Raw genomic sequence first — 11,102 nt, forward strand, 5'->3', positions numbered from 1 at the left:
TGCGTGCGCTGGGAGCGCGCCCGTGGCGCCATGCTCAACGCGGCATGCGATCGGGAGTACCCTCGACTGGTGACATCCGCAGAGCCCGCCCCCGACGCCGCCGGCGAGCTGCAGCCCCCGGACGGCGCCCATGACGTCACCGGAATCGGCCCCACCTACGTCATCGGCCGGTGGGTCGTGGCCCCGCTCGCGCGGCTGCTGTACCGGCCGCGCATCGAGGGGCGCAAGAACTTCCCCCGCAAAGGTGCGGTGATCCTCGCCAGCAATCATCTGTCGTTCATCGACTCCTTCGTCATTCCGATGGCCGCTCCTCGCCCGGTGCGCTTCCTCGCCAAGTCGAGCTACTTCGACGGTCCGGGGCTGAAGGGATGGTTCTCGCGGCAGTTCTTCTACGCCGTCGGCGCATTCCCCGTTCAGCGCGGGGCGGGCCAGGCGGCCCTCGATGCTCTCGAGCAGCAGCGACGGATGCTCGACGCGGGGTGGTCGACCGCGCTCTATCCGGAGGGGACGCGCTCCCTCGACGGGCGTCTGTACAAAGGCCGCACCGGTGTCGCGTTCCTCGCGCTGCAGACCGGCGCACCCGTAATTCCCGTGGGGTTGGTCGGAACCAACGAGATCATGCCCGTCGGAGCGAAGTTTCCCCGCCTGCGCCCGCGGGTGACGGTGCGCTTCGGCGAACCCCTCGACCTCTCTCATCACGGCTCCGCCGACTCCGGGCGCGCCCGCCGTCAGGCGACCGACGAGATCATGGCCGCGATCCATGCGCTCTCCGGCCAGGAGCTGGCCAACGCGTACAACGAGGCCCCGGCATCCAATCCCGTCGAACGCCTCAAGCAGGTTCTTCCGCACGAACGCCGCTGAGGGCGGCATCCGGGGCCACCGTGACGATGGCGTCGTGACGAACCGGGAAGTTGACTGAGTTCGCGATGAAGCACCACTCGTGCGCCTGCGCGTGTGCGGCCTCTGCAGCGGCGACCATGGCGGCCGTGGCCACCTCGACCCGCGGTCGCAGCACCACCTCGGCGAACGCGCCGCCACCTCGACCGTCCTCGATCATCCGTCCCGTCGCGTCGTCCGTGTAGGACACGACGACGACACCCGCCTGCACACACGCGTGGAGGTAGGACAGCAGATGACACTCCGACAGCGCGGCCAACAGCATGTCCTCCGGGTTCCACTTCGAGGGATCACCGCGGAACGGCCGATCGCTCGAGGCATCCAGTGCGGGCTTGCCGTCGACGGCCAGCGTGACCGAACGGTCGTAATCGCGATAGCCGCTCGTTCCGGTGCCGCGGTTGCCTGTCCAGCGGGCGTGGAGTGCGTAGCGGTGTTCGCCGATCATCTCGCCAGTCTGCCATCCGTATCGCGGTAGGCGGCCGCGAGCTCCGCCAGATGCGCGTGCTCCTCGGTCATGCCGGGGTTCGCGACACGCGGATCGTCGGAGCGGCCGCGGTTGATCATGTCGTCGAGGTAGCGCCGGTCGGCGTCGAGTCGGACCAGCGCGTCCGCGCCCACCGTCCCGTGACCGGGCACGATGACGGCGGCGCGGGACGCGAGAGGCGCGAGGCGGTCCAGGGAGTCCAGGTACGCCGGCAGGTCGTCGGGGAAGAACGGCAGGGGCAGTTCGATGTCGCTGAGCATGTCGCCGGCGATCAGCACCCGCCGCTCCGGCAGCCAGAGGGCCGTGTGCCCCGGCGCATGCCCGTCATGGAAGACCGGTTCGATCTGCACACCGGCCGGCGCGCTGTCGGAGGGGAAGCTGTCGCCGATCCCGTCGACCCGCCCCATGAGCTCGACGAGCCACGGCGGTGCGTCGTCGCCCAGCGCGGCGACCAGGTCCGCGCGCTCCGAGACGGCGAGCGCAGCCGTGGCGCGGGAGGCCCACCGCGGGACGTCCCCGAACGCGGGATGCCACAGCAGATGGTCGTGATGGGCGTGGGTCGCAAAGCCCGCGCGCACGTGCAGGTTGCGGGCGCGCAGCGCGGCGGCGAGGGTGTCGAGTTCGTCGGCGTCCCACGCGGGATCCACGAGCAGAGCTTCTGCGCCGCCCACGATGACGGTGCTGGTGGTGGCCATGCGCCGGCTCGTCGTGACCCAGATGCCGTCGGCGACCTCGTCCAGCTGGCGCATGCCCATCTCCTCGGTGGTCCCAGCCGACCCGTTGCGCGGTGCGCGGCGAAGTAGGCTCTTCTGCGTGTCAGATCCTCTCACCGTGTCCCGTCCCTCCGCACCGTCCGGCACCATCGCGGTCGCCGATGCGGTGGAACTCGCCGTCGTCGAGCGCAGTGGCTTCGTCGAGTCGCGACATGCGGGAGCGGCGATCGTGCTGGACCCCGAGAGTGTGATCCAACTCAGCCTCGGTGACGTCGACACGCCGATCCTGCCGCGCTCGAGCATGAAGCCGTTGCAGGCGCTGGGCTGCCTGACCGCCGGCGTCACGCTGGAAGGCGAGCAGCTGGCCCTGTCCACCGCCAGCCACAGCGGCACCGACCGACACGCCGGCGTCGTCCGCGAGATCCTTGCGACAGCCGGTCTCGGCGAGGATCACCTGCAGTGCCCGCCGGCGTGGCCCGGTGACACCGCCACGCGCGACGAGCTCGTCCGCGAGCTCGGACAGCCGGCGCGCGTCCGCATGAACTGCTCCGGCAAGCACGCGACCATGCTGCTGGCCTGCACCGCGAACGGCTGGGACACCGACAGCTATCTCGATCCCCAGCATCCGCTGCAGGTGCATATCCGTGAGGTCATCGAACGCCTCACGGGGACGAAGATCTCCACGACCGCGATCGACGGCTGCGGCGCGCCCGTGTACGCCATGGGCCTGACGGCCCTCGCTCGCGCCGCGCATCGGATCGGCACCGCCTCGGAGCGCTCCCCCTTCGCCCTCCACCGTCTCGCCGGAGCCCTGGTGCGCGCGGTCCGCGAGAACCCGTGGGCGATCGACGGACCCGGGCGGCCGGACACCATCGCCATCGAGCGGCTCGGCGTGTTCGCCAAGGGAGGCGCCGAGGGAATCATGATCATGACGGCACCCAACGGCGCCACGGTCGCACTCAAGACGCTGGACGGCAGCGGCCGGGTGGCGACCGCCGTCGCGATCCGTCTGCTGGAGCGCGTGGGCGCTCTGTCGTCGGCGGACGTCGTCGCGACGCTCGACCAGCTGCCGCTGGAGATCACCGGCGGAGGCCGCGAGGTGGGACGCATCCGCCCCACCGTCTGATTCGACTCGTTCGGGCGTTCCGGCGTTGTCGCGGCCCGGCGTCTCCTCCTCCTCGGCTGGTCACGACCAGGGCAGCAGCACGCGCTGTGCGGCACCGCCCGGCACGAGGCGCCAGGCACGGTCGGCACGTGCAGCGGCGTAGACGGGAAGATCTCGTCGCCCGGTGAGCGCGCGATATTCTGCGCTGCACTCGGCGGCGACGACGAACTCGTGACGCATGCGAAGTTCGCCCAGGAGCTTCCACTGGGCAAGCCACTCCTCCGGCGTGCCGACCACGAGCGTCCGCGGAGACGGGGCGCCGCGGGTGGCCGCCTCATCGACACTGATGATCGGAACATCGCGTGCCGCGCTCGCGCGATGCAGGCCGTCACGGGCGAAACCGTGAGCGACCACGAGACCGGCCGTGTCGGCCTCACCGGGAGTCCAGGTCGGCGGCGGGGAGCCGACCACCGTCGGTGTCGTGGGTGCGTCGTCACGGATGAACTGCACCAGCACGCGTCCCCAGCGCCCCCGCCCGGGGGGCTGGTCGCGGACGTGGTCGGATCCGTCGCCCCCGGCCGCCACATGGTCGGCGCGCGTCGCCAGCGGCAGGATGGCGCGATGTGGGATCAGCTCCAACAGACGGACGAGCGGCCCCGCACATCTCGCCGCGGAGAGCACGACGAGGCCTCCGCTCTGTCCTGCGTCCCGCACGAGCCGCTCGATGCGCACCACCATCTCCGCCGCGTACTCCGCGGGATAGCGCGCCAGCAGCGCGTCGACGTCGTCGACCACCACGCCCGCCCCGTCGCGCCGGCCGACGGCGGCGCCCACGGCATCCCATGCCGCCTCGGGGTCGTCGGACACCCACGTCGGGGGCTGCGGCAGCTGACGGGCGATCGCGCGCAGCAACGAGGAGCGTCCGCTTCCCGGCGCGCCGATCACCGCCAGCGCCGTCGCCGCCAGGGGCAGGAGCACGGGCGCCTGCCGCTGATGCTCCGGTTCGTCCGAGAGCCCCAGCGCGATGCGACCGGTCACCGCGACCCGATCCAGCTCCACGACGGGAGGAAGCGGGGGCAGCCACGGCGCCGTCGCGCGGTCGCTTCCTGCGGAATCGCTGATCGCCGCGAGCGCGACCGGGGAGCATCGCGCCATCCGCACGCGCTGTGGATCGACGTCAGCCGCACGCCGCAGGAGCGCCGTCCCCCGTGCCTCGGCGCGGCCGGGCAGCCGCACGGCGTCATCGAGCCCGATCACGGCGCGCGAGTCTGCGGCGTCGAGGGTGCGCAGTGCGATCCGCAGCGGCGCATTGGCCAGCAGCCCATCGCGGAACGCTCCGGCTGCGCGCTGGGATGCCAGGATCGCGTGGATGCCGAGTGCCCGGCCACGCGCCGCGACGTCCGAGAACAGCTCGTGCATCTCGGGGTGCGCGGCCACCAGCGCGGCGAACTCGTCGACGATCACGACGAGCCGCGGCAGCGCTCCCGCGGCCTCTTCCACATCACGAGCACCGTGCTCGGCGAGAACGCGTTCTCGACGCCGGATCTCGGCCCGCAGGCTCTCCACCGCACGCACCGCCGCGCGGTCATCCAGGTCGGTCACGATCCCGGCGACGTGCGGGAGCGCCGCGAGGGCGTCGAAGGAGCGGCCACCCTTGAAGTCGATGAGCAGCAGGCAGACCTCACCGATGTGTCGTCCGCGACACAGGCCGGCCGCCCAGGTGACGAGCAGCTCGCTCTTGCCGGAGCCGGTCGTGCCCACCACGACCGCGTGCGGCCCGTCGGCCACGAGGTCGACCGTGACGACCTCTCCCGCGCTCACGCCGATGGCGGCGGTCAGTCCCGCGCCGGAGCGATCGTCGACGAGCTCCTCGAATGCGACGGGAGCGTCACCGCGGTGACCGAGCTCGCGAGCTCGCTCCGAGAGCATGGCCGCCACCTCGGATGCCTGCGGCTCCGACAACGCCTCGATGCGCACCGAACGCGTGGAGCCCTCGTGGTCAAGGACGGCCTCATCACCACCGTGGAGAGTCAGGACGGCGCGACAGCGCGTCGGCGGCGGGGCGTCGTCGGCCAGGACGACGATCGGGATATCGGCTTCCGAGGCGAGGCGAGCCGCGCCGTCGGCGAGCACCAGGGCATCCCCGGCACTCGCGAACGCGTGCGGGAGAGGCGACACGTCGCCCAGGATCGCCCCCACGGCCTCGGGGTCGGGGATCCGGACCCGACCGGGAGCACGTGCGAGGCAGATCTGCATCACGAGCGCCCGGACGACCGCCGTGGCCTGTGTCGCGGGGCCACGCACGGCGAGCCCCGCATGCAGAGGCACGGTCACGGGCGCGTCCTCCAGGCGCCGGGCCCGCCGTCGCAACGCGCGCGCGGCGTCGTCGGCGGGCTCGCCCTCCATCCGCAGACTGCTCACCCCCTCCCCGCGACCGACCACCAGCGCCTCGTCACGTCCGGGCACCGAGCGCCACACCTCTGCCTCGTCGGCGCACAGCGTGGCCACGTCGGGGGTACGCTGCCACGCGCTGCGCCGCTCCGCCTCGTGCCGCCGAGCGACCGCATCCTCCAGGTGCGCCAGCGCACGGAGGTCCTCACGCCGGGCACGCCGTCGGGCACGCCGGGCCGTCCGCAGCCCGTCGACGAAGGACGCCACCGCGACGAGCGGTCCGAGCGCGGCGAACCAGAGGGAATGAACCGACCCCGTGATGCGCCAGAGCACCAGCGCACCGACGACGGGAACGATGGCGGTCAGGATCGGCAGCGGTGCCCGCGCCGGCGGCGTCGGAGCGGGCGGCAGGCGGAGCGGCTCGTCGTCGAGATCGTCGACATCGGTCATGCCGGCAGTCAAGCGGGGCGGCGACCCGGTGCGACGCGCACCGGGTAGACCGGTGCACGACGGACGTCAGTCGACCGTTGGGGAGGAGCCGGTGCGGTGCACGTTCAGGACGATGATCGTGATGTTGTCGCGACCGCCGTTCTCCAGCGCGGCGTCGAGCATGTCCGCCGCCGCGGCGGCCGGATCGTCGTGCTGCAGGAGGAAGTGCAGGATGCCGTAGTCCGTCAGCTCTTTCGTGAGGCCATCGCTGCAGATCACGAAACGATCGCCGTCGACGACCTCGAGTCGCACGTAGTCGGGCGCGACGCCGTCGGAGGGACCGACGGCGCGCGTGATCACGTTTCCGTACGGGTGGTTCTCGGCCTCTTCAGGGCTGAGGCGTCCCGCAGCGATGAGCTCTTGGACGACGGAATGATCGGTCGTGACCTGGGCAAGGCCACCGTCGCGGAAGAGATAGACCCGCGAATCGCCGATGTTGAGAGTCACCCACGTGGGTTCGGCGGTAGACGTGTCGAGGTAGACCCCGGTCACCGTCGTCCCGGTGCCGTCATCGGTGGCTTCGGGGTGCGAAGCGATGTCCCCGACCGCCTTGGAGAGCGCCTTCTCGATGTTCTTAGGGCTGACCTCGCCCTTGCCGACCATCGACTCCAGGCGTGCGATCGTGCTGCTGCTGGCGATCTCACCACCGATGTGGCCGCCCATCCCGTCGGCGACCACGAACAGCGGGTAGCGTGCGAGGACGGCGTCCTGGTTGACCTCACGCCGACGCCCCGTGTGGGTCAGCTCCGCCCACTGCAGTTCGATCGCACCATCCGCGAGCGGGAGGGTGCGCGAGTGAGTCGCGGCTTCGGGCACAGTCCCACTCTAGTGGACGGGGCGGGTCTGCACCCCGCCGACAGGCGGCGCAGCCGGGGCGGAGTCCGCTGCGGCACCGGCGGACGCCTCGAAGGAGCAGGTCGAGCATCAGGCCACCCGACCGCCACGCGCGCCCGCCCGGGTGCGCTGTCAGTGCACCCGGGCGGGCGAGGACGGTCGATGCCGCTCAGGAGCGCGGCGGCTCCGGAGCGCTGGGCTGCTCCGTGGTCGGCGACTCAGGGGCCGCCGGCGGCTCGGTGGCCGCGGGCGGCGCGGGCGGCTGGTATCCGGCCGGAGGCGCCGGCGGCTGGTAGCCCGCCGGAGGCGCCGGAGGCTGGTAGCCCGCCGGAGGCGTGTAGCCTCCGGGCGCCGCCGACGTCTGGACGGGAACGCCCTGCCAGACGGTGCGATCGGCGAGGAAGCCGTTCGCCGCCCACGGCGCGGGCGGCACGTTCGTGTTCCAGCGCGACTTGTCGAAGGCGAGGATGCCGAGCCAGACCAGGCCGAGCAGCACATAGAGGATGACCCAGGGGGTCTCCTTCTGCAGCTTCAGGCCCACTCGCCACGCGGCCAGTGCACCCACAGCGACCGGGAGCAGCGCGATGATCCACCCGAGAACCGGGACCTGGTTCAGCACACCGGACACCAGGATGGCGCCCAGCATGACCCACGGGCTGACGTCGCCGAGCTTGGCGAACACCATGAAGTTGTAGATCGGCACCCAGGCGCGCCACTTGCCCTGGACTCCCGCCTTGTCGAAGATCTTCATCAGGAAGAACGCACTGATCACGTAGCCGATCACCGCGAAGATGAAGATGAAGAACGCAAACACGATCAGGGCAGCTGCGGCGGCCGCAGCGCTCCCGCCCGAGTAATCATCCATGAGTACCTCCCCCGGCGATTCTCGCCGTCGAGCGCGACCACCGTGGCCGGCTCCGGCTCACATCGTATTGGTAGTGGAGCCACGGGCGCGAGGGATCCCGCGGAGCGTTTCGTCGCATCGCGCGTCGGCCGGAGCGCTACCCTGGGGCCACCCCCGCCCGCGCCGGAAGGATCCACCGATGACCGAGCCCACACTGCCGCCGTTGCCGGAACGTCCCGCAGAGGAGGTGTCGCGCGACACGGCATCCGGGGCGGGCATCGCCGGTGTCGACGACACGGGGGTTCCACGGCTGGTCGGCGACCTCGACGACATCGGTCGCGGCTTCCTCTCCGCCCTGTTCGACCTGTCGTTCACGCGGTTCATCACTCGCAGATTGGCAAGCGTCTTCTATCTCGTGGGCCTCGTCGCGATCGGCATCGCCTTCATCGCGACGTTCCTGTGGGGCCTCATCTCCGGCATCGGTTCGCTGTGGTGGAACGTGGGCGGTGGCATCGCGCTCATCCTGTCGACGTTGATCGTCGTTCCCGTCGTCGCGTTCCTCGCCGTCGTCGTGCTGCGCTTCATCATCGAGTCCGGGGTCGCCCTCGTAGCCATCGCCGAGAACACCGAGCGGACCGCCGCCAACACGGAACACGACTGATCAGACGACGAGGTCGATCTCTCCCGACGCACCGTCGCGCAAAGCTACCCCGGCCGTGTCGGCCCACGCCATCAGCGCCTTGCGCGTCGCGATGCGCGGGCGGGTCTGCGCGAGCCGTCTGACCACGGCGCCTTTGCCGTGCTTGTTGAAGTGGTTGAGCGCGCGCGTCACGCCATCCTCACCGATCGTCACCACCCGCAGGTAGGCCGAATCCACCTCCGCGGGAACGGGGCCGAGGTCGACGTAGGCCTCGGAGCGCAGATCCAGGATGAACGAGGGCGCGGCGGCACGTAAAGCCTCGGTGACCTCACCCGCCCAGTGTCGTCGCAGGGGCGGGATGCCGGGAAGCGCCGTTCCGGCGGCGAGCCGATAGGTCGGGATGGCGTCGAGAGCGCCGACCGGCCCGAAGGGTGCGGAGTGGATGAGCACGTGAGCGCCCAGCCAACGCCGCGACGCCGCGTCCAAGGTGGCGGCATCCAGCGCATCGAAGAGCACTCCCGTGTACCGGTCGACCGCGGGCAACGTCGGGGCGGTGCGCAGCGTGGCGTTGTGGGCGATGTCCGGGCGCTGGCGCGGAGACAGCTTCAGCACGCGCGCAGCGTGCTCTTCGTCGCCACTCAATGCGACGAGCGCGTCCACCGCCGCGTCGCGCGCCGCGCGCAGCTCGGGGAGCGCGAGCGCGCCGATGTCGAGAGCTCGCTCACGCCCGCCGGGACGCTTGGTCTCCGACGGCGGCAACAGGATCAGCATGGGTGGTCTCCTCGCGCACAACGAAAACCACTCCCCGCCCGAGAAACGATGCGTTCTCGAGCGGGGAGTGGTTGCTGGCGGTACTCAGCGGGCGATCAGGACTCGAGAGCGGCGTGACCGGCCACGATGGTCAGCTCATTGCCTTCCATCGAGAGAAAGCCGTCCTGCGCACGAGCGACGACCTTCGTGCCGTCGGACTGCGTGATGCGCACCTGCCCTTCGGCGAGGATCGCGAGAACGGGCTCGTGGCCGGTCATGAAGCCGATCTCGCCCTCGACGGTCTTGGCGACGACGAGGTTCGCCTCACCGTGCCAGACCTCCTCCTCCGCGGAGACGAGGGTGACGGTCAGCGCCATGTCAGCTGTTCTCCTTCTGGATCTTCGCCCACTTCTCCTCGACGTCGGAGATGCCACCGACGTTGAAGAAGGCCTGCTCGGCGACGTGGTCGAAGTCGCCCTTGACGATGGCGTCGAACGACTCGATGGTCTCCTTGATCGGAACCGTGGAGCCTTCCACACCGGTGAACTTCTTCGCCATGTAGGTGTTCTGCGAGAGGAACTGCTGAATGCGGCGTGCGCGCGACACGACGATCTTGTCCTCTTCGGAGAGCTCGTCGACACCCAGGATGGCGATGATCTCCTGCAGTTCCTTGTTCTTCTGGAGGATCTGCTTCACGGCCGTGGCCACGCGGTAGTGGTCCTCACCGATGTAACGGGGGTCGAGGATCCGGCTGGTCGACGTCAGCGGGTCGATGGCGGGGTACAGACCCTTCGACGCGATCTCGCGCGAAAGCTCGGTCGTTGCGTCGAGGTGGGCGAACGTCGTCGCCGGGGCCGGGTCGGTGTAGTCGTCGGCCGGGACGTAGATCGCCTGCAGCGAGGTGATCGAGTGACCGCGGGTCGAGGTGATGCGCTCCTGGAGCACACCCATCTCATCGGCCAGGTTGGGCTGGTAACCCACGGCGGACGGCATACGGCCGAGCAGCGTCGAGACCTCCGAGCCGGCCTGGGTGAAGCGGAAGATGTTGTCGATGAACAGCAGCACGTCCTGCTTCTGCACGTCGCGGAAGTACTCCGCCATCGTGAGGGCCGACAGAGCGACACGCAGACGCGTCCCCGGCGGCTCGTCCATCTGGCCGAAGACGAGGGCCGTCTTGTCGAAGACTCCCGCCTCCTCCATCTCGCCGATCAGGTCGTTGCCCTCACGGGTGCGCTCACCGACGCCGGCGAACACCGACACGCCGCCGTGGTCCTGAGCGACGCGCTGGATCATCTCCTGGATCAGGACGGTCTTGCCGACGCCGGCGCCGCCGAACAGGCCGATCTTTCCACCCTGGACGTAAGGGGTGAGCAGGTCGATGGACTTGATGCCGGTCTCGAACATCTCGGTCTTCGACTCGAGCTGGTCGAAGTTCGGCGCCTGGCGGTGGATGCCCCAGCGCTCGGTGACCTCGATGGTCTCACCGGGGGCGGCGTTCAGCACGTCACCGGTGACGTTGAAGACCTTGCCCTTGGTGACGTCGCCGACGGGAACCGTGATGGGGCCGCCGGTGTCGCGCACTTCCTGACCGCGGACCATGCCGTCGGTGGGCTTGAGCGAGATGGCGCGCACCAGATCGTCGCCGAGGTGCTGTGCGACCTCGAGCGTGATCTCGGTCGACTCGTCGCCGATCGTGATCGTCGTCTTCAGCGCGTTGTAGATGTCGGGGATCGCATCGTGCGGGAACTCGATGTCGACGACCGGGCCGGTGACGCGTGCAACGCGCCCGACGACCGTCGTCTCGGCCTTTTCGGCGGTGGCGGTGGCAGTCATTGTCTGTCTCTTTCGGTGTGGTCGTTACTTGCCGGACGCCAGCGCGTCGGCGCCGCCGACGATCTCGGCGATCTGCTGAGTGATCTCGGCCTGACGCGCGTTGTTGCGCAGGCGGGTGTAGT

At 70.2% G+C, this 11,102-nt stretch carries 11 protein-coding genes and 1 pseudogene; 3 read left to right on the forward strand and 9 right to left on the reverse strand.

The window, feature by feature from the left end; translation table 11 throughout:
* Positions 1 to 30: 30 nt before the first annotated feature.
* On the forward strand, positions 31 to 861 hold the full coding sequence (locus ABS64_RS11800; RefSeq protein WP_005048664.1) for a lysophospholipid acyltransferase family protein: 831 nt from the start codon (positions 31 to 33) through the stop codon (positions 859 to 861).
* Here the strand turns inward: ABS64_RS11800 and ABS64_RS11805 are convergent.
* Both ABS64_RS11805 and ABS64_RS11810 read right to left on the reverse strand, forming a co-directional pair.
* A complete protein-coding gene (locus ABS64_RS11805; protein WP_061682827.1) occupies positions 830 to 1,342 on the reverse strand; it encodes an OsmC family protein in 513 nt (170 codons plus the stop codon). The genes ABS64_RS11800 and ABS64_RS11805 overlap by 32 nt on opposite strands.
* Positions 1,339 to 2,130: an MBL fold metallo-hydrolase gene (locus ABS64_RS11810; RefSeq protein WP_292683739.1), complete on the reverse strand. Its 792-nt coding sequence runs from the start codon at positions 2,128 to 2,130 to the stop codon at positions 1,339 to 1,341. Before ABS64_RS11810 ends, ABS64_RS11805 begins: the two co-directional genes overlap by 4 nt.
* 64 nt (positions 2,131 to 2,194) lie before the next feature.
* On the opposite strand from ABS64_RS11810, the gene ABS64_RS11815 reads away from it, so the two are divergent.
* Positions 2,195 to 3,220 (forward strand): asparaginase, encoded by a 1,026-nt coding sequence (locus tag ABS64_RS11815; RefSeq protein WP_292683742.1) that lies wholly within the window; start codon positions 2,195 to 2,197, stop codon positions 3,218 to 3,220.
* Positions 3,221 to 3,280: 60 nt separating this feature from the next.
* On the opposite strand, the gene ABS64_RS11820 is transcribed toward ABS64_RS11815, so the two are convergent.
* The 3 genes from ABS64_RS11820 to ABS64_RS11830 all read right to left on the reverse strand — a co-directional run bounded on the left by ABS64_RS11820 (position 3,281) and on the right by ABS64_RS11830 (position 7,778).
* Positions 3,281 to 6,040 carry an FtsK/SpoIIIE domain-containing protein gene (locus ABS64_RS11820; protein ID WP_292683743.1) on the reverse strand — a complete coding sequence of 920 codons (2,760 nt, stop codon included), beginning with the start codon at positions 6,038 to 6,040 and terminating at the stop codon, positions 3,281 to 3,283.
* Between the two features lie 66 nt (positions 6,041 to 6,106).
* Positions 6,107 to 6,895, reverse strand: a complete 789-nt coding sequence (locus ABS64_RS11825) for a protein phosphatase 2C domain-containing protein (RefSeq protein WP_121190600.1) — start codon at positions 6,893 to 6,895, stop codon at positions 6,107 to 6,109.
* Between the two features lie 187 nt (positions 6,896 to 7,082).
* On the reverse strand, positions 7,083 to 7,778 hold the full coding sequence (locus tag ABS64_RS11830) for a large exoprotein (protein WP_292683745.1): 696 nt from the start codon (positions 7,776 to 7,778) through the stop codon (positions 7,083 to 7,085).
* A gap of 178 nt (positions 7,779 to 7,956) precedes the next feature.
* Between ABS64_RS11830 and ABS64_RS11835 the strand changes: the two genes are divergently transcribed.
* Complete coding sequence (locus tag ABS64_RS11835; protein ID WP_061682833.1) at positions 7,957 to 8,418, forward strand: DUF4282 domain-containing protein; 462 nt, start codon at positions 7,957 to 7,959, stop codon at positions 8,416 to 8,418.
* On the opposite strand, the gene yaaA is transcribed toward ABS64_RS11835, so the two are convergent.
* The 4 genes and pseudogenes from yaaA to ABS64_RS11855 form a co-directional block, all read right to left on the reverse strand.
* Positions 8,419 to 9,168: a peroxide stress protein YaaA gene (gene yaaA, locus ABS64_RS11840; protein ID WP_292683747.1), complete on the reverse strand. Its 750-nt coding sequence runs from the start codon at positions 9,166 to 9,168 to the stop codon at positions 8,419 to 8,421. It abuts the gene before it with no gap.
* 95 nt (positions 9,169 to 9,263) lie between these two features.
* Positions 9,264 to 9,524, reverse strand: coding sequence for a F0F1 ATP synthase subunit epsilon (locus tag ABS64_RS11845; protein ID WP_005048643.1), 261 nt, complete (start codon positions 9,522 to 9,524; stop codon positions 9,264 to 9,266).
* 1 nt (position 9,525) lies between these two features.
* Positions 9,526 to 10,980: a F0F1 ATP synthase subunit beta gene (gene atpD / locus ABS64_RS11850; protein ID WP_292683749.1), complete on the reverse strand. Its 1,455-nt coding sequence runs from the start codon at positions 10,978 to 10,980 to the stop codon at positions 9,526 to 9,528.
* A gap of 24 nt (positions 10,981 to 11,004) precedes the next feature.
* Positions 11,005 to 11,102 (reverse strand): annotated as a pseudogene (locus tag ABS64_RS11855) (F0F1 ATP synthase subunit gamma); the annotation flags it as partial.

It is taken from the genome of Microbacterium sp. SCN 69-37, from assembly GCF_001724435.1.
In the GTDB taxonomy this organism is placed as follows: domain Bacteria; phylum Actinomycetota; class Actinomycetes; order Actinomycetales; family Microbacteriaceae; genus Microbacterium; species Microbacterium laevaniformans.